This is a genomic window from Psychroflexus longus, assembly GCF_020164595.1.
In the GTDB taxonomy this organism is placed as follows: domain Bacteria; phylum Bacteroidota; class Bacteroidia; order Flavobacteriales; family Flavobacteriaceae; genus Psychroflexus; species Psychroflexus longus.
Genome location: NZ_JAIQZE010000013.1, coordinates 1 through 20,199 on the forward strand (window position 1 = coordinate 1; position 20,199 = coordinate 20,199).

Below are 20,199 nucleotides of genomic sequence, written 5' to 3' on the forward strand. Positions count from 1 at the left end.
TGCACAAGCAAAACAAACTCAAAAGAAAATCGTATAAATCAAAAAACCTTAACGATGCTAGCATCGTTAAGGTTTAAATTATAAATTTAATGGCTAATAATCTGTATCGGTTATTTAGGACGAGACAGATATTGAAAGTGACAACTTTCATAAATTGAATAAATAAAAGGTACAAGCACCTATAGGTACTGGCTTTTCTTGAACAACAAACCTTTATTCATGATCACCGACCAGCGAGAGGTAATCCTGCCATCCCGACTTAACATCAAGCACTTAGTTTCCTAAATGGCTTTTTTATGCCTTAAAATTTAAGAATTAACCCAAATTCATTCGATAATGTGGGGCTTCAAACATTCGAACACTTAAGAAAATAATGTTGATTTTTTATCGATCAATATCTTTAGTAACAAGCCATAATTTCCTTGGCCCTACTATAATAGTGTCCACCAAAGAGATTGACGTGAGCCAAAATATAATAAAGCTGCCATAAAGGAATTCGTTCTTCAAAGTTATCTTCCAACGGAAAAGACTCCTGATACGCTTTTAACATCCTGTCATCAAAACCTCCAAAGAGCTTCATCATGGCCAGGTCCATTTCGCGGGTAGCATAAGCTACAGCAGGATCTATCAAGCAGGGTTTATTATTTGAAGTAACCAAATAGTTTCCTGACCATAAATCGCCGTGAATCAAGGCTGGCAGCTCATCTGGAATCAATTGCCCGACTTTTTTATAAAAGTCGTCTAAGTTATTAAAGTTAAACCCTCGTGTTTTAGCCATTTCAAATTGAGGCTTTAAACGCTGTTCGATGAAAAATTCAGAAGCAGATGATGTACTCCTGTTATACTGTGGCAAACTTCCGATGTAATTGTCCTCGTCAAATCCAAATTTCTCTCTGGTATTTTGATGCAAAGTAGCTAACTGGTGTCCAAATAACTCCCAAAATTGACGATCAGCTTTACCCGGTTCTTTATACTCCAATAACAAGTAGGTACTATCTTCAAAATCACCAAAGCCCAAAATTTGCGGTACATCTATAGATCCTGTATCTCGCAAAGCCATTAATCCTTTAGCTTCCTTCTGAAACATTTCCGGAAAAGCATCAGCCCGATTTACCTTGACAACAAATTGATCATCTTTGGTTTTTATATGATAGACCGAATTGATATCTCCCCCACTCAAGCCTTGGGTTGATTTTATTATGAAGTCAAAACCTTCTTCTAAATGTGTTTTAAGTTTTACTGAAAGCATAAAAGAGTTTAATCAATATTGAATTTAATTTGAAAATCATGTTTGTCTACCTTCTTAAAAAAACAAAATAAAATACTCTTCTTTATTCAAATAATAAGCATCTTTAATTTCAAAATTAACCAATCTAAATTCTTTTATCATGAAACTGCTTATTCCTATTTGTATATTATGTTTATCCATCCCCCAATTGTCTTTTTCTCAACAAGATAGTCCTGATCATCTCAATTACGGAGTGAAAGCTGGAAAGAGCTTTTACAGTTTTTCTGAAGATGCCGTAGAGCCCAGAACTGATCTTTCCTTTTACGCTGGAGGTTTTGTAAGCACTAGCTTTTCTTCGAAACTTAAACTGCAAACTGAACTATTATTTGAGGCTTATAATTTGAGGGATAATAACTTTTTCAACATTGAAACAAACATTTTACAATTAAGCGTTCCCGTGTTTGTAAAATTTGAAGCACTTCCCAACCTATTTTTGAATGCTGGTGGATTTGCGGGTTACCGAATAGACGTTAACACTGATGGTGACAACATCATAAATAATAATCTCATAAAAGACTGGGATGCTGGTTTGCTTACTGGTGCAGACTATCATTTTGATAATGGGCTATTTTTTGAAATTAGATATAATTATGGATTAGTCGATATTCAAAATCAACCTCAATCAGACTTAGCTGATCTTATTATTTATGATAGTGAAATCAAAACCAGATCCTTCTTTATAGGTGTGGGCTTTCAATTTTAGACAGAGCTATCTGATCTTCATCATCTCCTTCAGAAATCATCTCACTCCAGACGCTTCATCAATTTAAATATGATTTTAAGCTAGATGTCGTAAAACGTTAAAGTTTGCAGTATCAAAATCAGAAGAAATTATTTCCTGAATCTATTAGCGAGACGAGAAGCAATGAAACTTATGTACAGGATCTGAAAGGCATGAAAAATCATAAGCGGGAGAAGGACTAAGCCAACTGACATGGATTCTGGAAAGAGCACTTTGGAAAAGACAGTTCCATGAACCAGTGACTTCTTGGTTCCGCAAAACTGGGCGGTAATTTGATCTTCCTTATTAAATTTTAAATTCCGGGAAAGGTAGCCTGTGATAAAGTAAACCACAAAAAATAAAAGGATGGTGGCTATACCAAGAAAAATCAAATCTCTAGTTTTTACACTGGTAAACACCCCTTCGTCAAAGGATTCTACAAAGCTTTTGTAAATGATCAATAGAATAATTGACTTGTCAAAAAGGGAGAGTTGCCTGGCATATTTATTTACAAACTTTCCCCAGAACCTTTGCAATAGTAGTCCTAGACCGACGGGGAGTAAAATTTCAAGAAGTAACTTTAAATATATTCCTTCTAAATCATAACCTACTCCCGACTCCTGAAGGAAGAGACCAATCCACAACGGAGTTAGGACAATCCCGATAAGACCGGATATGCTTGCATTGAAAATGGCTGCGGGAATATTGCCTTTGGCGATGGAAACCATCACCACCGATGAGGACACCGTTGATGGCAAAGCCGCCAAAAAGAGAAACGCCAGCCATAAAGTTTCTGGTTTACCCTGCTCTATGAAAGGGTAAAAACTGATCACAATAGCTGGAAATAAAAGGAATGTAGAAGACTGCACTAAAAGGTGAAGTCGCCAGTTTTTTAAACCCGAAGAAAGCTGATGTTTGCTCAACTTAAGTCCATAGGAAAAGAAAATTAAGGATATCCCAACACTTACGATGGTATCTAATGGAATAGCATTCCCTTCTCTACCTAGCTCTGGAAAAAAATAAGCCAGAACTATTACCACGATAATGGAAACTACAAAAGGATCTAGTTTAATCTTCATCGCATGGAGTTGGAATCTTGAAAGTTATCTGATGCATTTATCTATTCACTTTTTTCAATAATACTCATTTCCTTTCAGTTATGCTAAAAGAATGTTTTTGTGGTAAAGTTCTTGTAAAATTTAGATATTTATAAACCCTTAAAAAAATCATCCCGCTCAAGATGCTGCATGAATCCATCTGAAACATTAAGCTTGATGTCGATATGCATTAAGCTAGTTCTGCTCAAATTCAGAAAAAGATTATTTAATAATCAAAAGTCAATAAATAAAATCGCAATTGAATACGAAAATTCATTTCCGATGCCATTTGCTGGAAAATAACTTAATCGCTGCTTGTACAAAAGCAGTCATGAAAATCATTACTAAAGCATTACGCATTGACGTAAAATTTGCTCCTGTCTTAAAGGAACTTCCTAACGACCAAAACTGCTCTTCTTCGCCAAGGCTAAGGTAATGTCTAAAAAATATAAAAGCTAAAATGACGAGCAGGTAATCCAAAACGAAAATGATGTACTTCTTTTGTGTCCACTGGTAGTAAGTAGCAGATGAAGTGACGATGACCCAACCTATCCATATACTTATGTGATAGTTTCTTAGGGAGAGCCTAACTTGGTCGGAAGATTTTATTTCTGAAAAGGCATTTTCCAGTTTTAAAAGATAGACTATGATGATAGCACACCCAATAGCAACAAAACTCCAACTTACTATTTTTTTAATAGACATGCCGATTTCGATTTTTGTTCCATAAATATTGATAATGGCCTGGTTTAAACCCTCACTAATTTCCACTAGATAAATCCAATATTAAAGGATTAAGTAGTTTCACAACCTATAGTTAATTTCGTGTTTTCTTATTCAAAAAAACTAAAATATAATTTTACAACTGAATACTAGACCTATTATTTAAATTACAAAAATTAGTCTACACTAAAGACTTTGCGAATTGAAACGGGCTTCCCATTTATAGTGAATCCTTCCAGTTCAATTTCAAATTCCCCGCTCAAATCTGAAGTGAAAAAATTGAGTGATTTGTTCCTGTCAATATCCACATAGGGATTCCACCAGAGTTGATATCTATAGTCGGGAATGCGGTCTAAATCTTCATTTTTATAGTTAGGACTATAATACTGCTTTGGGTTTTGTGGTGTAATATGTTTAGTCGATTTCATATACGTATCTCTAAATTCTACGGGGAAATCCGCTTCTTTAGTTTCAACCGCAACTACACCTTGAAATGTTTGTGGACCAAAAAAAGTCTTCCTTGTGAGAAGTCCGATACTCTGAATTCGTTCTGCTCCAAAAGATATCAATTTACTATGATCCTGCACCACTACTCCATCAACAATGAGTAATGCTGGTAATGTGAATTGGCCATTGAAATTTTTGTTTCTAACGAATATGCTGTAGGTACCGTCTTTATTTTTTTCTACTCGTCCGGATTTTATTATTTCCACAAAAGTTTCATCAACTCCCTTGAATCTTGTGTAGTCGTCCAAATTGTATATAGTTAATTCGTTATTGAAGAAATAAGATACATCTGCAGGAATTAAATTTTGATCAGCCTTAGTCGCTGAAAACGCATTTTCGATTTGATTATTTATGCTTTTTTCTAAAATAGAATCTTTAAGGTTGATTTGGACTTTAGGTCGCTTAACAAAATCCAATTTTGAATAATCTAGACTTTTATCTTTATAAAGCTCCACAGAAAAATCATCCTCGGTATAGCCAGAAAGTTGAAACAAGATTTCGTCAATTGTTGTACTTTCATTTATGGTAAAGTTGAATTCACCAGTGTCATCTACAGAAACGAAATTTACTTGATTTTGTTCACCAGGAAGGGATATGATCAAATTGCTACTTTGAATAGTTTGATTATTTGCTCCACTAATTTTACCCTTGAAAAATGAGCCTCTTACTTCTGGTAATATGAAATTACCAGAAAAACTCCAGGCATTTTTGTTATAGATTTCATAGAAATTTATGCTTTTCACACGCTTAGGTTTATCAAAACCATCTATTTTTCTAACAGAAATTGAAAAATCACCTCTTACTTCTTTTAAATTGTCAACAGACAAGACGACTTCTTCTCGTTTTAAAAATGAATTTTTATTCAGACTTAAACTGAATTCATTTGAAGTTTGAGGTTTGATCTCTTCTTTTACAGTTTCAATTGTATCCTTAATAAGGATGTCTTTATTTGATTCTTGGTATGGGTTTAAAATATGAATATCTTGTTCAAAATAATAGTCTTCAGCATTCAGCATCCAAGACGTATATCCAAGAATCTTATAAGCTCCAGAGGGCAGGTTGGAAGGAATAAAGAAATCTGAATAAGCCTGACCGTTTTCTAAATTTAATTTGTGTTTAAAGACTTCCTCTTGATTTGAATCTACTAAAACTACCCATCCAATTTTACTGAGCATGCTCAGCTTTTGAGAGTCAGCATTCACACAATAAAATTTGTAAAGCAATTTTTCTCCACTCAGTAGTAAACTACTATTTACGTGAAGGTACACCTGTTCTTTAGGAATCTCATTTTGTAAAAATTCTTTATCGGTGGTCTGGGATTGTAATGAATTCACAAATCCAAGCCAGGTAATAAAAATTAAGATTATACTTTTTATCATTAGTCTAATTTGTGATTAATCTTCCCAAAATTCAGGTTTTTCGTTCGTCCCAAATACTGTACAATCCACACATCGCCTTTGAACTACTGAAAATATGCCGCCTGGTGAGGTAGATGACCATCTTATTTGATTTTGCTGTATTTGTATTCTCAAAGCAGGAATACTAAGAGTTACTTCAGCACAATTAGCATCAGCAACAAATTTTGGTCTTGTACTTCCTTGAGGGAAAAAATCTTCATAATCAAAATAAAGTCGTTTGGTCGACACGGTCGAAACATCAAAATATCCAATGATTTTTTCATCTCGATTATTGATATTTGAAATATTACCCGCAAAAAACCCCGGTTGAGTTTGAGAAAAAAGGTTACCTGAGCCGGAAAGCTCTTTGAGTATTTCAAGGTATGCATAGGCTCCCTGACTAATAACAAATTGCCTTACCAGTATGCTATACCTATTGGAAAGTTTGGGATCATTTGAGTTAACAAATGTGATAAATAAATCTTTTACACTGTTTTCTGAAAGTGTATTGGTATTGGCAATTATTATGTTTTGAGATTCATCAGTCCGGTAGCAGGTATATTCTTCCTTTTGTTTTGGAACCTCAACAACTTCACCATCTTCTATAATAAGGTCATTAACTTTGAGCAAATTTGAATTAAATTTAAATGTTTCAGTATACTCATATCTATAAAAATTAGAAGATCCGGCGACGATTTCATTGTTCAAGGTGATAGCAATCCCATTTTCTCCATTTAAATCAATGCGAGAGGCCTCTAATTGATCTATATTACTAGTATCTGGCAGCTGCATAGATTCAGATTCATACTCCTGCCCATTTACTGAAATCCTAAGTTGATAGCCAACCTCTGGTTCAGCAGCAAAAGTATCTCTTGAGATGTAGATGCCCGGATCTGTTTCTTCAAAAACGTATTCATTATTGCCTACGACTCTAACTTCAGCTCCAGATAAAGGATTTGGGCCAGTTGTATCAACGGCGTAAGTTTCAGATAACTTGATTTGATGTTGTTTTAGCTCGTTGGTTATTGTGCCTTCTATAACAATAGCTTCCTCAAAGCCTTCAGTTTCCAATGGGATTTCTTCAACACAGGAAACTAGAATTGCTATCAAAGCAATTAGCAAAAATGATCGTTTTTGTTTTATATTTAAGTTCATCACCTTCTTTGGTCGTTTAAAATCTAAAATTATAGGTTATTGTAGGAATTGGAATAGCAAAAATAGAGCTTTGAAGAGCTTTTACCTCTCCATTATCAGTTACAAAAAATACAGAGTAGGGGTTATTTCTACCCAAAACGTTATAAACTGAAATATTCCAAAAGCTATGTGCAAATTTCTCAATTTTATGGTTTCCTTCAACATTAAAGCTTAGGTCCAATCTGTAATAATCGGGGATTCTAAATTGGTTTCTATCGCTGTAAACTACATATTCAGAGTTATTGAAACTATACTTTCCTATAGGATAAGTTATTGGTCTCCCCGTTTGATAAACAAGATTAGCTGAAAAACTGAAGCGTTGTGTCAATTTATAATTCATCACAGCGCTAAAATCGTGAGGTTTATCAAAATTAGTAGGGAAAAAATCACCATTATTTACTCTTTCTTCTTGAAAATCACCGTCTAATTTTACAAATGATCTGGAATAGGTGTAGCCTAAATATCCGTTAAGTGCTCCCTTCTTTTTTCTAAGTAGTAATTCTACTCCATAAGCTTTTCCATCCCCTTGCAAAACTTCAGTTTCAATGTTGTCATTTAAAAATAAATCGGCGCCAACTTTGTAATCTAACAGATTGTCTGCTGTTTTGTAGTAACCTTCAAGACTTAGCTCATAAATGTTGTTATCAAAATTTTTGAAAAAACCAAGAGCATATTGATTCGCTCTTTGTGGTTTTATAAAAGAATCCGATAACTTATAAGTGTCCGTAGGGGCCGCTGTGGTATTATTGGATAGAGTGTGAATGTATTGATAGGTATTATTGTAACTCAGTTTTGTTGAAAAATTGGGCGTAAGAAAATATCTCCCAGAAACTCTAACTTCTGGACCACTGTAAGTTTTTATAGCCTCGCCACTATCAAAACTTTCTATTCCAATGTTGGTGGTTTCATTTCTAGGTAAACCTTCTTGATAAGTGTTTATTTCAGCTGGTCCAAAAGCTGTGAAAAACGAATACCTCAACCCGGCATTTATTAAAAGCTTATCATTTACCTCAAAACTGTCTTCAATATAAACAGCAGTCTCTATCGCACGTTCCTTGGGAATACTAAGTTCTTCGATTAATGATTCTGAATTCCCTGGGCGCACTTCTCCTGGTGACACATTATAGTATTTTGAATTTATACCGTAATTCAGCGTATGTTTCTTATTATGAAAATATTTCATTTTCAACTTCACTTCAGACTCATTGATAGTATAACCAGAGTCAAAGTTATTATCGAAGTCACTTTCGAAATCTAAATTAAAATCATAATTAGAATTGGTTGCTACCAATTCTCCACGATGTTTTTCGTTAAACACTTTACTGTAAGATACAGCAAGCATTCTATTGGTATAGCTGAATAATGAATCTGATGTTACACTGAAAACGTCACTACTATAATATCCACTTACATTTAACTCATCCTGATTGTCGAATTCATGACTGTATTTTCCGACAAAATCATAGAATGAAGCTTGGCTATCTTTTAAGGATTCATCGTCTAAAAGGTTTAATATCCAGTCTGAGTAAGTGGCACGACCACCCACAATCAAACTCGATTTACCTTCAACAATGGGTATTTCAAGACTTACATTTCCAGTCACAGGTCCTAAAGAAACCTCTCCGGTAAATTTTTCTTTATTTGCTTTTTTGGTATTCAAATCGAAAACAGAAGATAATCTTCCTCCATAAGCAGCAGGGATACTCCCTTTGTAAATACTAACATTACCTGTAGTAAAGGGATTTAATCCTGAAAATATTCCAAAGAAATGCGTAGGATTATAAATTACTCCTTCATCCAATAAAATTAAATTCTGGTCGGTTTTACCACCTCTTACATTATAGCCACTTGCCGCTTCACCTGCCGTGGTAATCCCGGGTAAAGTGGTAGCAACTTTTAGGATATCCCGTTCACCGAGAACCAGAGGAATCGTTTTGATTTCTGAAACGTTTATTTTTTCTACTCCGGTTAATGCAGACTTTACATTATCCCTTGCATTGGCTTCTATTAAAACTTCTCCTAATTCTTCAAAGTTTTTTTCTATTTCAAAGTTTAAAACACCATCGCTGTAAACCACCAGACGCTTTTTCATATTATTTACACCAAGAGCCTGCATCTCAATTAAATTTACTCCTTTTGGTAAATTTATACTGTAATTTCCGTCAATGTCGGTAACTGTTCCGGTATTTTGATTTGGTAACAAGATGTTCAATCCAGAAATCGGCTCTCCCTGTTTTGAAAATACTCTGCCTTCAATCTGATAGCTGTTTTGCTTGGACTGCCTGTTTTCTTTCCCGATAAGAATAGTCTCAACAGTATTCGATTTTTCTGAACTATTCACATAAAAAATAGGATTAGGTGTCTGAGTATCTTCTTCTGCAAGCAGTGTCTCGTCTTCAATCTTTAAAAAATCATCAGAAAGTCTATCGTAAATTATGCTCCCTTGAGTAAGAATGATACGTTGATCCTTAATAAAATAATTCAAGTTTGTATCCTTAAAAACATCTCTCAATATTTCATCAAGACTGACTTGTGAATATTCTCCAGATAGCTTTTCAAAATCAAACCATTTCTCATCAAAGAAAAATCGATAGTCAGTTTGCTCTTCAATCTCTATAATGACATCGAGTAAATTTTTATTTTCAAAACTTAAAGATATTTTGGAATCTGAGGTTTGGGCATTAGCACAAGGGAAATAGATTAAAAGTAAAAGAAATAAATATTTTCTCATTCGTCAATATCATTTTGTGTATTTGAAAGAAGGATGCTCATTTTCTCAGCGAGTCTCTCCATGAATTCATCTGGATTATTTCTCGACTGCTTTTTAAAATCCCTATAAAAATCTTTAATTTCTTTTTTACGATCAGGAAATCTTGAAAATAGATCTCTGCGTTTGTTTAAATCATAAAACTCACCATTATACTCAAAAACATAAGCAGGTTTGGCAGCATAAAATTCAAAATAGGCTAATCTTTTATCTCTTCTTTCAGTTCTATCTTTGATGTGTTTTTTAAATATTTTAAAATCTCCTTCTTCACTTATGATTTCATAAAACCCTAAGATACTGGAATCATTATCAGTCTTGATATAGCTGAATTCATGACCATGAAGTTGAAAATTATTAACCTTATCACTGAATAACTCAAAAAATAAATTCCTCTGCTCATATTGAAGGTAAATGAGCAATATATCGTCATAGATATTAAATTTTAGTGTCACTTCATTGAATAGTTGTCCATCATAAACCAGTACTCCTTTTTGAAATTCATTGGACTCCAAGAATTTATGATTTTCATTGATCATTCTGTGCTCTTCTATATATTCAACACCGCGAAGTAATTTAGAGTTTTGAATTCCGGTTTGAGTGTCGTACCAAGAATAAATTTCTGTATTAGAGTAGCTTTGACCAAAACTTGTTAAGCTGATAAATAAGATTAATAAAATTGAATAATAGTTTAAGTTCATTAATAAAACAAGATTAAGGATATGATAAAATTCATAATAAATTAAAAGAATTAATCTATTTCAACAAATCTGTAAATTAGAGGTGTAAACTTAAATAATTTTATTTCTAATTATTAAAATAATAAAGAAATAAATATATCATCCAGAGAGTCCATTCTAAGTCTTATGTGAAGTAGCAAACTTCTTTTAACTATATCCAGCAACTTAGCAAAAACCAGAAAATAAAATCGCAATTCAATAAAAAAACTATTTTTGTGCTTTCAAATTAATATTATGTCCTTAAAGAAAGCTTCCCTAATTATCCTTCTTATTTTGGTTATAGACCAAGTCTCCAAAATTTACATCAAAACCAACTTTATGTTGGGCGAAGAAATCAATGTTTTAGGCTGGTTTCGTATACTTTTTGTAGAAAATGATGGAATGGCCTGGGGAGCAAAAATTCCAGGATCCTATGGAAAAATTTTACTCACTTCCTTTAGGATTGTTGCCATTGGCCTCATCAGTTATTGGTTGTGGGACATCGTAAAGAAAAAATCTCCTAAGATCTTAATTGTCTCGGTCTCTTTAATTTTGGCTGGAGCCATTGGAAACATAATCGATTCTGTGTTCTACGGCGTCATTTTCGACAGTAGTTTAGGAAACGTTGCTACATTGTTTGCAGAGAAACCTTACGGGGAATTGCTCAAAGGGAAAGTGGTAGACATGCTGTATTTTCCACTCTATAACGACACGCTACCCAACTGGATTCCGATCTGGGGTGGAGAGCGCTTTGTGTTTTTCGAGCCTGTTTTCAATGTGGCCGATACAGCAATCAGCACAGGATTTGGTTTATTGGTCGTGTTCAACAAAAAAGCCTTTCCAAAGAAGTAAATCCTAAGATTTTTTAGGCTGTATTTTCAGTAAAAGTTGGTAAGCCTTTATGTTATCTTTCGCAGTAATTGGGTACGGTGTCAGGTTTTTCAAGTATACAACATGCTCGGATGTAGAAAAGAGTTCCCTATGAAATCCAAGTGCGGGAATCGCGATTGTTTTAGAGGTTGTGTCCGTTCCATCAAAGATCTCTAGCATCACGTTGGCTTCACCAGGCCAGACGCAAGTTACTTTTTCAGGACATCTACCGTCATTTACAATACTTTTAAAGGTTAACCGATACTCATCAATCTGTAGCTGTTCCAAGACTTTAAGTTTGGTCACAATTTCAGGCACCTGCACTTTTTCTTGAGACAGGTTTTTATTTTCTTCGGACCTGCCTGACTGCGTCACGCGGGCAGGATTTTGAGCCGTTAAACTTAAGGATAACGATATCAAGCTTAAAATTAAAAGGGTGAATTTCATGTGCCGTCTGGGATTGTAAGTTGTAAAAGCTAAAGGTAATAGAAATAGTTTTATCCCAAACCAACGTCTAAAGTCATCATTACCACGAAACCACCAATAAAGCCGAGGGTGGCCAAATCGATATTACGGTCTTGTTGTGACTCAGGAACCACTTCTTCAATCACTACGAAAATCATGGCCCCGGCAGCGAAACACAAAGCATAAGGTAAAATCGGCTCAAAGGTTAAAACTGCCCAGGCACCAAGCACTGCCGCAAAAGGTTCTACGATAGCAGATAAATGGCCATAATTAAAACTCTTCCAGCGGGAAAGTCCAAGTCCCCGAAGCGGCATTGCGACTGCAAACCCTTCCGGGAAATTTTGTAATCCTATACCGATGGCTAGGGCTACCGCACCTCCAATGCTTGCTCCCTCCATCCCTGCAGCTGCTCCACCGAACAAAACTCCTACAGCTAATCCTTCAGGGATGTTGTGCAAAGTAATCGCGAGAGTTAATAAGACTGATTTATGCCATTTAGTCTTTACGCCTTCTTTTCTATTTTCTTTAAAATTGACGTGTAAATGAGGTAATACTTTATCAAGTCCAAAAATGAATAAAGCTCCAAGTACAAATCCCACCACTGCAGGAATAACTTTTATAAATCCCTCGCCTTCGCTCATTTCAATGCCTGGAGCCAACAAACTCCAAAAACTCGCTGCTACCATCACCCCACCGGTAAAACCGAGCATAGCATCAAAAAACTTTCGGTTCATACTTTTAAATAAAAACACTAAAGATGCCCCAAGTCCTGTCACCAACCAAGTGAAAATAGTGGCTATAAGTGCCGCCATCACGGGATCCTGAGCTTCAAAAAAAGAGATTAAATTCTCCATAGTCAGATTTTTATAAAAATATTTGCAGTAACCATCGTAGATACTCTTAAACTTTGGTCTTCAATCTGAATCAACATTGAACCGTCAAATTCTTCTTTGTCAACCACTTCAATGGTTTTACCCAAAGCGATGTCATTTTTGTCAAGGTATTTCAAAAATTCTGGTGAAGTATCTTTAACACCAACCAAGGTACCTTTTTCTCCTTTGGACAGGTCCGATAATAAAGTTTTATTGGCAACCTGAAAATCACCTTGAGCATCTGGAATTGGATCACCGTGTGGATCTCGCTTAGGATAATCCAAAAATTTATCCAATTCTGAAATTAATTTTTCAGATTTAATGTGTTCCAACTCTTCCGCAACTTCGTGGACTTCATCCCAGGTAAAATCCAATTTTTCAACAAGAAAAACCTCCCAAAGTCTATGTTTTCTGATAATCTGCAAAGCGGTTTCTCGGCCTGATTCAGAAAGATAAACTCCCTGATATTTTTTATAAATGACAAGATTTTTGTCGGAGAGCTTCTTAACCATATCGGTAACAGAAGAGGCTTTAGTTTGCATTTCTTCAGCTAGGGCGTTTGTACTCACTCCTGCTTTGGGATGCGTTTGTAGATGAAAAATCGCTTTGAGATAATTTTCTTCCGATAAGGAAAACATAACCATAAATTTAGACCTCACGAAAGTAACGATTAAATTTATTCTTGTAAAATATTTAGACATCTCTAATTTTAAAATATTCTTAATCTAACAATCGATTTTAAAATTGATGTGATTACAAATCAAATTCTTTGAAGTCCTTGACATTGGAACATAGGAGCATTTCTTTTATTAATGAAAATTTAATAAAAATGCATTCTATTATAAAAACTATTAGCAATAATTTTGCCTTTACATGATTTCATTAAACAAAGCAGACAAAAAATCATATTTAGACGTCAAGCAGGAGCTTGTGCGCCTTTATTTGAGTGCGTTTACAGAAGGAATCTCCGCTCAGAAAATAACTACCGATGAAGCCGAAACCTACCTGGATAAATTATTTTCTGACGGTTACGGGATCTTTGCATTCTCAGATGATCAATTAATTGCTGCTTTAATTTCAATACCGTTAACCTCCGATAACGAACGCCCGGAAAACATCAGAACTTTATACGACACTGCAGCTGCTGAATACATTGCAGAAGTCCTTGTCGATAAAAATTTCCGTGAAATGGGATTGGGTAAAAAGTTGATGCGTGCTTTTGAAGACCATTTAGATAAAAAAAGAAAACATGTTTTGCTAAGAGTTTGGAATCAAAATGAAGCTGCTGTTGCCCTATATCAAAAAGCTGGGTTTAAGGTTTGCGGTCACATCGTTCAAGAAAAAATAAGGCCTCTTACAAATGATAAGTTTGTAATGCATAAAAATTATATGGTAAAGATTTATTAGTCCATTAATATGAAACAATTTAATCTAAAAACCCCGAACCTTCTGGAGGGGAAACAAGAACTGAAACGTCAAGAAATTCTTGATTATTTTAAAAGAACCTTTAGTCTGGATGACGAGTTATATAAAACGCTAAAGGATGAAAAAACCTTTTACATGCGAGCTGATCAGCTTCGCCATCCACTCATTTTTTATTACGGACACACGTCGTGTTTTTACGTCAATAAGCTGGTACTAGCCGGACTTATACCTGCTCCTATCAATCCAGTCATTGAATCCATGTTTGCTATTGGGGTTGATGAAATGTCATGGGATGATTTAAATGATAAAAACTACAACTGGCCAAGTGTTGATGAAGTTACGAATTACCGAAATACTGTTAAATCAACAATAATAAAACTCATTAATAAATTGCCTTTATCGCTACCTATCAATTGGGAAAGTGCTTTTTGGCCTATTATAATGGGTATAGAACACCAAAATATTCATATCGAAACCTCATCAGTGTTGATCAGACAATTGCCTGTTGAACTACTTCAAAATGCAAGTTTTGATGCGATCTATAACACAGATGAACAACCCGTTCAAAATGAACTGATCGCTGTTGAAGGCGCCGAAATGCAATTAGGAAAACCACATGATCATCATTCTTATGGATGGGATTTGGAATACGGAACTTACAATGAAAATGTCAAAGAGTTTAAAGCGTCCAAATATCTGGTTTCAAACGCTGAATTTCTAGAGTTTGTTGAAGATGGTGGTTACCAAAACAAAGAATGGTGGACTGAAGAAGGTTGGTCCTGGAAAACCTATAAAAAAGCAGAACATCCTTTATTTTGGCGTAAAGATGGTGGTTCTTATCAACTGCGTTTGATGACCATGATCGTGCCTATGAAATGGAGTTTTCCTGTTGAAATCAATTATTTAGAAGCTAAAGCATTTTGCAATTGGAAATCTGCTAAAACAGGGAAAAAACTGCGTTTACCAACCGAAGCTGAGTGGTATCGTTTAGTAGAATATAGCGATGTCAAAGATGCTACCGAGTGGGAGACTGCGCCAGGGAATATCAACTTAGAACATTACACATCACCGTGTCCAGTAGATAAGTTTTCTTTTGGTGATTTTTATGATGTGATGGGCAATGTCTGGCAATGGACAGAAAGTCCGATTACAGGCTATCCAGGATTTAAAGTTCACCCATTATACGATGATTTTTCGACGCCTACGTTTGATGGGAAACATAACATCATCAAAGGAGGATCATGGATTTCTACCGGCAATGAAGCTACACTTCATGCGAGGTATGCGTTCAGAAGACATTTTTATCAGCATGCTGGCTTTAGATACATTGAATCTGAATTTGAACCAAAGATTCGAATTGATAGTTACGAAACTGACGAAGAAGTAGTGATTTCCTGTGAAGAAAATTATGGAGAGGATTACTTAGGGTTTCAAAAATATCCACTTCAACTTGCTGGACTATTAAAAGAACAGATTGAAAATCCCATAGAGAAGAAGTTTCTAGATTTAAATTGTAGTACGGGACGTTTGGCTTTCGAGGCTTCAAAAATGTTTAAAGAAGTGACAGCAATCGATACTTCCGCACGCTTTATTCGACCTGCCATTGAATTACAGAACAGTGGTTTGCTTCGCTATGTCATCAAAGATGAAGGCGATTTGCAATTATATAAAGATGTATTATTGGAAGATATAAAGCCTAATGAAGATTCCAGCCCATTGCATTTCTTTCAGGACGATGCTATGAAACTGAAAAAGAAATTCAGTGATTATGATGTGATTTTAGCTTTCAATTTACTTGAAGAATTACAAAATCCAACTGCTTTTCTCAGCACAATCCATGAACGATTGAATGATGGTGGTACATTGATTTTAGGTTCAACTTATGAATGGAAAGAAAGCATCAGCCACAAGGACAATTGGGTAGGTGGCGTTAAAAAGAATGGTGAACCTGTGAAATCTATCGAAGGTATAACCGATATATTATCATCTCATTTTACTTTAGTTTCTCAGCCATTTGACTTACAATACGCAACTAGAAAATCAAGTCGCAACTTTGAAGTAAATAATTCAGAAATAAGTATTTGGCGTAAAAAGTAAACCTTTAGTATTGGTTTATTAACAGTCAAGTATTACAAACAGTCTCACTTGTTTGAACATGATTTTAAATACAAGATACTCCGCTTTGCGGAGTTTCTTGTATAAGCTAAACAAATTAATTGCATTAACTAAGTAAATAGCCAGAGTAAAAAATCTCCAAGAACTGTAATCCAAGCCCTTTATAAATTTTCTGTTAATCACTCTTAGTATTTAGATGTGTAACCATTTATTTTTTAGTTTTGCCTAAAATAAAATTAATTATTGATGAAATATATAATTTGGTTGGCCTTATCGCTTACAAGTTTAGGATCTTTATCTCAAAATGGAAGCATCGAAGGGACAGTAAGTTTTGAGGATGAAGCTGGGTTATCGGCAACAATTGAAATTATTGATGAAGATATGTACACAATTACAGATCAGAACAACGCATTTTCATTTCAGAATTTACCTGAAGGCACTTATAAGTTAAAGGTCACATCACTAGGCTATGTCGATTTAATCAAGTCAGTGACAGTGAAATCAGAAGAAATTAGCAGGGTTCAATTTCATCTTCAACCCAAGGACAATACTTTAGAAGAAGTAGTTATCATTGACAGGCAAACGGGTTTAAATTCAAAAACACCCTACAATTATACGCCTGTGAGTATGGATAGAATTGAGAATAAAAGCAGCCCGTCTGGAGTCATGGGAATTCTAAGAGAAGTTCCTGGTGTTTATGGTGCTGAGTTTGGACAAGGCATCGTCAAACCATTTATTCGTGGGCTTGGTTTTAGCCGCGTGGCTACCGTTTTCCAGGGTAATAAATTAGAGAATCAACAATGGGGTGCCGATCACGGCCTGGGGGTAAATGATCTGGGAGTAGAAAGTATTGATGTCATCAAAGGTCCTGCCTCTGTTCTTTACGGCTCCGGAGCTTTAGGCGGTGTTATTTTGATTCAGGATGATGAGTTTTATAAAACTTCAAAAGAGCTTTCAGGTAATTTTGGAACAACATTCAATTCAGTTTCTAACGGAATAAGAACTTACGGGTCAGTAGGCCAAAAATTGAAAAACGATCTTTTCTTTGGAGCTGAACTTGCTTACGAAAATCACGCTGATTACAAATCTGGTGATGGTGATGTCATTGGCAATAGCAGATTCAATATGAGTAGCGCTAGAATTCACGCAGGAATTGATAAAGAAAATTTCGACAATAAATTATCGGTATCCTATTCAAGACAAGACCTTGGAATTATTGAAGATGACGAGCTGGAAAATTCCAATGCCACCACAAGAAATGACAGAGACATGCAGTTGCCGTTTCAGGAAGTGACCGATGTTTTACTGTCTTATAATCAACGGATAGACCATGGAAAATTTGAATCTGTTTTTCATCTCTCCCATCATTTTAACGACAGAAAAGAAATAGAAGATAACCTGAGCCTTGTAGATCTTGGTCTTAACCAAAACAATACTTTTTATAACGCCAGAGTAAATTTTGACACAGGTCGGTTCACTCATAATTTCGGACTTCAGGGAAATTTTTTAAGGAACGAAAATCAAAACAAGGTTCAGGAGATTTTGATCCCTAATGCCAGTTATTCTGAAAATGGCGCCTATTATATGGTCAATTTTGATTGGGAAAGCTACTTCATTCAAGGAGCCGTAAGATACGACTACAGAACAGTCAATGCAGATGCGAGTGATTCACAATTTATAGATGCAGGCTTTGTATTGCCTGGCGAACCCGAAAGCAGAACACTGGATTCGGACTTTAGTGGATTTACCGGGTCGCTGGGAATTACCAAAACCTTAAGTAAGACTCAAAAGCTTAAAGCCAACTTGTCGTCTGGATTTCGTTCGCCGGACTTGGCAGAATTGTACTCTTTTGGTCAACATCCTGGCACCAATAGATTTGAAATTGGTAATGCCAATTTTGAACGTGAACAAAGCATACAGCTTGATTTGAACTATAGCCTGACTATGGATAGATTTAGATTGGAATGGTCTGTTTTTGGAAGTCAGGTCGATAACTTTATCTTTTTTGCCGATACAGGAGAAATTCAGCCAGATTCAGGACTTCAAATTTGGGAATATCAGCAGGCCAAGGCTCAACTTTATGGAGGTGAAATCAACTTGCAGTATGTCGCATTGGAAGATCGAAGCTTGAGATTTAATCTTGGAGCAGCTTTGGCAAGAGGCGAGAATAAGGATTTTGATGAACCACTCACCTTTATTCCGCCAGATAATTTAAATTTTGAAGTGAACTATGGATTTGGCAAGCTGCAAAATACATCCTTGTATTCAAAAATTAGAGCAGTGGCCAGACAGGATCGTCCTGGGTTTAATGAACGAGAAACGCCAGGTTTTACTTTAGTCGATATTGGATTAAGCAGAACATTTGATTTTGGAGAAACCAATCAGCTGGAAGCATCGGTTGTTCTACAAAATTTATTTAACGAAACTTACGTAGACCATTTATCGATCCTTAGGGCTTTTAATATTCCAAGTCCAGGTAGAAATCTAATGCTTAATGTGAGGTATATGTTTTGAAGATTCTCCGTTTGTTTAAGTAAAACCTAATTATCATTGATTAAATAATTATTATATATCAACAATGGAAGTTTCATTAACCACTCCTGCCCTACTATTTCCTGCGATTTCGTTATTGCTTCTCGCCTATACCAATAGGTTTTTAACCATAGCTGGATTGATCAGAAATTTACATAAGAAATATCAAGATGATCCAGATACCAATGTAAAAGCTCAAATTTCAAATCTAAAAAAACGGGTGACCCTCATCAAAAACATGCAACTGTTCGGCATCGTTTCGCTATTGCTTTGCGTAGTCAGCATGTTTGCCATTTATGAAACTTGGCAAACGGTTGGCAGTATCATTTTTGGAGTTTCTTTGGTTCTGCTGATGATTTCTCTGATCTTGTCCATTATCGAAATCCAAATCAGCGTGAAAGCCCTAAATATTCAACTTAAGGATATAGGGAACGATTAAATATCGTCGTAATCCACTACTACTTTAGCGGAAGTGGGTTGCGCCTGACAAGTCAGAACCAGACCTTCTTCTAACTCATCATCAGTAAGAATTTGGTTCTTTCGCATTTCGACAGTTCCTTCTTTAATTTTTGCAACACATGAGCTACAAATTCCACCTTGACAAGAATAAGGTGCATCAATATCTTCAGCTAAAACAGCATCCAAAATAACTCCATTTTGATCCATGGAAAGTTCAAATTCTTCATCGTCGACTATAACTGTAAGCTTTGTTTGTCCATCAGTTGCAGCTTCAACCTCGCCTTCTTCCTTGGAAAAGAATAGCTCAAACTTAATTTGATTTTCTTCGACTTCTGCCTCTTTCAAAGTGTTCTGCACCATCTCTATCATTGGCTCTGGACCACAGAGGTAATATTGAGAAAAGTCGAATCCATCGTATTTATTTTTGATGACGTAATTCACCGTCCCTTTGTCGATCCTTCCAAATTTGGCATTATCCTCCTGAGTTTCACTATAAATGAATTCAATGAAAAAGCGTTCAGAAAAATCTTTTTGCAAGTCCAATAATTCTTGAAAATAAATAGTTTGCTCTGGAGATTTATTACCATAAACCAAAACAAATTTTGCTGTTTCAGATTGAGCTAACAAAGTCCTTATCATGGACATAATTGGAGTAATACCGCTACCAGCAGAAAAGGCACAAAATGTTTTGCCATCCAGTTGTTCTGGCAATAAAAACTTACCCTCGGCAGGATGTACTTCAATCTCATCGCCTTCTGCTAGAACAGAATTGGCATAATTTGAAAATTTTCCGTCAGGAATTGCTTTTACAACAATCCCCAAATCTTTTCCTTCTTCGGAAGAAATAGAATACGAACGTCTCACGTTCTCTCCCTCAATCTTGGTTTCTAAGGTTAAGTATTGACCTGCTTTAAATTTATAGTCTGAAGCATATTCAGAAGGAACATCAAAGATGATGTTCACTGCTTTATCGGTTTGTCTGTTGATTTCTTTGATAGAAAGCGTACGAAATTGATCCATTAATTTTTATTTATGGGATAAAAATACAACC

The 20,199-nt window shown here is 35.4% G+C and carries 17 protein-coding genes; 6 read left to right on the forward strand and 11 right to left on the reverse strand.

Annotation, left to right across the window (positions count from 1 at the left end):
• Window positions 1–400: 400 nt before the first annotated feature.
• Window positions 401–1,249 carry a fructosamine kinase family protein gene (locus LB452_RS11205; RefSeq protein WP_224461826.1) on the reverse strand — a complete coding sequence of 283 codons (849 nt, stop codon included), beginning with the start codon at window positions 1,247–1,249 and terminating at the stop codon, window positions 401–403.
• A gap of 139 nt (window positions 1,250–1,388) precedes the next feature.
• Here LB452_RS11205 and LB452_RS11210 point away from each other — a divergent pair, with 139 nt between their 5' ends.
• Complete coding sequence (locus LB452_RS11210; RefSeq protein WP_224461827.1) at window positions 1,389–1,991, forward strand: porin family protein; 603 nt, start codon at window positions 1,389–1,391, stop codon at window positions 1,989–1,991.
• A 128-nt stretch (window positions 1,992–2,119) separates the two neighbouring features.
• Here LB452_RS11210 and LB452_RS11215 read toward each other — a convergent pair whose 3' ends face one another.
• The 6 genes from LB452_RS11215 to LB452_RS11240 form a co-directional block, all read right to left on the reverse strand.
• Complete coding sequence (locus LB452_RS11215) at window positions 2,120–3,088, reverse strand: bile acid:sodium symporter family protein (protein ID WP_224461828.1); 969 nt, start codon at window positions 3,086–3,088, stop codon at window positions 2,120–2,122.
• A gap of 291 nt (window positions 3,089–3,379) precedes the next feature.
• Window positions 3,380–3,811, reverse strand: a complete 432-nt coding sequence (locus tag LB452_RS11220) for a hypothetical protein (RefSeq protein ID WP_224461829.1) — start codon at window positions 3,809–3,811, stop codon at window positions 3,380–3,382.
• Window positions 3,812–4,005: 194 nt separating this feature from the next.
• Window positions 4,006–5,715, reverse strand: a complete 1,710-nt coding sequence (locus LB452_RS11225) for a hypothetical protein (protein ID WP_224461830.1) — start codon at window positions 5,713–5,715, stop codon at window positions 4,006–4,008.
• A 15-nt stretch (window positions 5,716–5,730) separates the two neighbouring features.
• Complete coding sequence (locus tag LB452_RS11230) at window positions 5,731–6,855, reverse strand: DUF4249 domain-containing protein (protein ID WP_224461831.1); 1,125 nt, start codon at window positions 6,853–6,855, stop codon at window positions 5,731–5,733.
• A gap of 49 nt (window positions 6,856–6,904) precedes the next feature.
• A complete protein-coding gene (locus LB452_RS11235; protein WP_224461832.1) occupies window positions 6,905–9,658 on the reverse strand; it encodes a TonB-dependent receptor in 2,754 nt (917 codons plus the stop codon).
• Window positions 9,655–10,392 (reverse strand): hypothetical protein, encoded by a 738-nt coding sequence (locus tag LB452_RS11240; protein WP_224461833.1) that lies wholly within the window; start codon window positions 10,390–10,392, stop codon window positions 9,655–9,657. Before LB452_RS11240 ends, LB452_RS11235 begins: the two co-directional genes overlap by 4 nt.
• Window positions 10,393–10,665: 273 nt before the next feature.
• Here LB452_RS11240 and LB452_RS11245 point away from each other — a divergent pair, with 273 nt between their 5' ends.
• The gene (locus tag LB452_RS11245; RefSeq protein ID WP_224461834.1) at window positions 10,666–11,262 is read left to right on the forward strand and encodes a lipoprotein signal peptidase; all 597 of its coding nucleotides are present in this window, start codon (window positions 10,666–10,668) and stop codon (window positions 11,260–11,262) included.
• Between the two features lie 3 nt (window positions 11,263–11,265).
• On the opposite strand, the gene LB452_RS11250 is transcribed toward LB452_RS11245, so the two are convergent.
• From LB452_RS11250 to LB452_RS11260, 3 genes are all read right to left on the reverse strand, one after another.
• Window positions 11,266–11,655, reverse strand: a complete 390-nt coding sequence (locus LB452_RS11250; RefSeq protein WP_224461835.1) for a cupredoxin domain-containing protein — start codon at window positions 11,653–11,655, stop codon at window positions 11,266–11,268.
• Window positions 11,656–11,777: 122 nt separating this feature from the next.
• Window positions 11,778–12,599 carry a ZIP family metal transporter gene (locus tag LB452_RS11255; RefSeq protein WP_224461836.1) on the reverse strand — a complete coding sequence of 274 codons (822 nt, stop codon included), beginning with the start codon at window positions 12,597–12,599 and terminating at the stop codon, window positions 11,778–11,780.
• Window positions 12,600–12,601: 2 nt separating this feature from the next.
• Window positions 12,602–13,255 carry a metal-dependent transcriptional regulator gene (locus tag LB452_RS11260; protein ID WP_224461837.1) on the reverse strand — a complete coding sequence of 218 codons (654 nt, stop codon included), beginning with the start codon at window positions 13,253–13,255 and terminating at the stop codon, window positions 12,602–12,604.
• 235 nt (window positions 13,256–13,490) lie between these two features.
• On the opposite strand from LB452_RS11260, the gene LB452_RS11265 reads away from it, so the two are divergent.
• The 4 genes from LB452_RS11265 (at window position 13,491) to LB452_RS11280 (ending at window position 19,128) form a co-directional block, all read left to right on the forward strand.
• Window positions 13,491–14,024: a GNAT family N-acetyltransferase gene (locus LB452_RS11265; protein ID WP_224461838.1), complete on the forward strand. Its 534-nt coding sequence runs from the start codon at window positions 13,491–13,493 to the stop codon at window positions 14,022–14,024.
• A gap of 9 nt (window positions 14,025–14,033) precedes the next feature.
• Window positions 14,034–16,139 (forward strand): 5-histidylcysteine sulfoxide synthase, encoded by a 2,106-nt coding sequence (ovoA, locus tag LB452_RS11270; protein ID WP_224461839.1) that lies wholly within the window; start codon window positions 14,034–14,036, stop codon window positions 16,137–16,139.
• Between the two features lie 264 nt (window positions 16,140–16,403).
• Complete coding sequence (locus tag LB452_RS11275) at window positions 16,404–18,671, forward strand: TonB-dependent receptor (protein WP_224461840.1); 2,268 nt, start codon at window positions 16,404–16,406, stop codon at window positions 18,669–18,671.
• 64 nt (window positions 18,672–18,735) lie between these two features.
• On the forward strand, window positions 18,736–19,128 hold the full coding sequence (locus LB452_RS11280; protein WP_224461841.1) for a DUF2721 domain-containing protein: 393 nt from the start codon (window positions 18,736–18,738) through the stop codon (window positions 19,126–19,128).
• Here the strand turns inward: LB452_RS11280 and LB452_RS11285 are convergent.
• Window positions 19,125–20,168 (reverse strand): ferredoxin--NADP reductase, encoded by a 1,044-nt coding sequence (locus LB452_RS11285; RefSeq protein WP_224461842.1) that lies wholly within the window; start codon window positions 20,166–20,168, stop codon window positions 19,125–19,127. The two genes, LB452_RS11280 and LB452_RS11285, sit on opposite strands and share 4 nt — an antisense overlap.
• Between the last annotated feature and the right edge of the window lie 31 nt (window positions 20,169–20,199).

Bases quoted from the DNA above. Each gene is read 5' to 3' on its own strand.
- LB452_RS11205 (WP_224461826.1), bottom strand. From the start codon at position 1,249: ATGCTTTCAGTAAAACTTAAAACACATTTAGAAGAAGGTTTTGACTTC.
- LB452_RS11210 (WP_224461827.1), top strand. From the start codon at position 1,389: ATGAAACTGCTTATTCCTATTTGTATATTATGTTTATCCATCCCCCAA.
- LB452_RS11215 (WP_224461828.1), bottom strand. From the start codon at position 3,088: ATGAAGATTAAACTAGATCCTTTTGTAGTTTCCATTATCGTGGTAATA.
- LB452_RS11220 (WP_224461829.1), bottom strand. From the start codon at position 3,811: ATGTCTATTAAAAAAATAGTAAGTTGGAGTTTTGTTGCTATTGGGTGT.
- LB452_RS11225 (WP_224461830.1), bottom strand. From the start codon at position 5,715: ATGATAAAAAGTATAATCTTAATTTTTATTACCTGGCTTGGATTTGTG.
- LB452_RS11235 (WP_224461832.1), bottom strand. From the start codon at position 9,658: ATGAGAAAATATTTATTTCTTTTACTTTTAATCTATTTCCCTTGTGCT.
- LB452_RS11240 (WP_224461833.1), bottom strand. From the start codon at position 10,392: ATGAACTTAAACTATTATTCAATTTTATTAATCTTATTTATCAGCTTA.
- LB452_RS11245 (WP_224461834.1), top strand. From the start codon at position 10,666: ATGTCCTTAAAGAAAGCTTCCCTAATTATCCTTCTTATTTTGGTTATA.
- LB452_RS11255 (WP_224461836.1), bottom strand. From the start codon at position 12,599: ATGGAGAATTTAATCTCTTTTTTTGAAGCTCAGGATCCCGTGATGGCG.
- LB452_RS11260 (WP_224461837.1), bottom strand. From the start codon at position 13,255: ATGTTTTCCTTATCGGAAGAAAATTATCTCAAAGCGATTTTTCATCTA.
- LB452_RS11265 (WP_224461838.1), top strand. From the start codon at position 13,491: ATGATTTCATTAAACAAAGCAGACAAAAAATCATATTTAGACGTCAAG.
- ovoA (WP_224461839.1), top strand. From the start codon at position 14,034: ATGAAACAATTTAATCTAAAAACCCCGAACCTTCTGGAGGGGAAACAA.
- LB452_RS11275 (WP_224461840.1), top strand. From the start codon at position 16,404: ATGAAATATATAATTTGGTTGGCCTTATCGCTTACAAGTTTAGGATCT.
- LB452_RS11280 (WP_224461841.1), top strand. From the start codon at position 18,736: ATGGAAGTTTCATTAACCACTCCTGCCCTACTATTTCCTGCGATTTCG.
- LB452_RS11285 (WP_224461842.1), bottom strand. From the start codon at position 20,168: ATGGATCAATTTCGTACGCTTTCTATCAAAGAAATCAACAGACAAACC.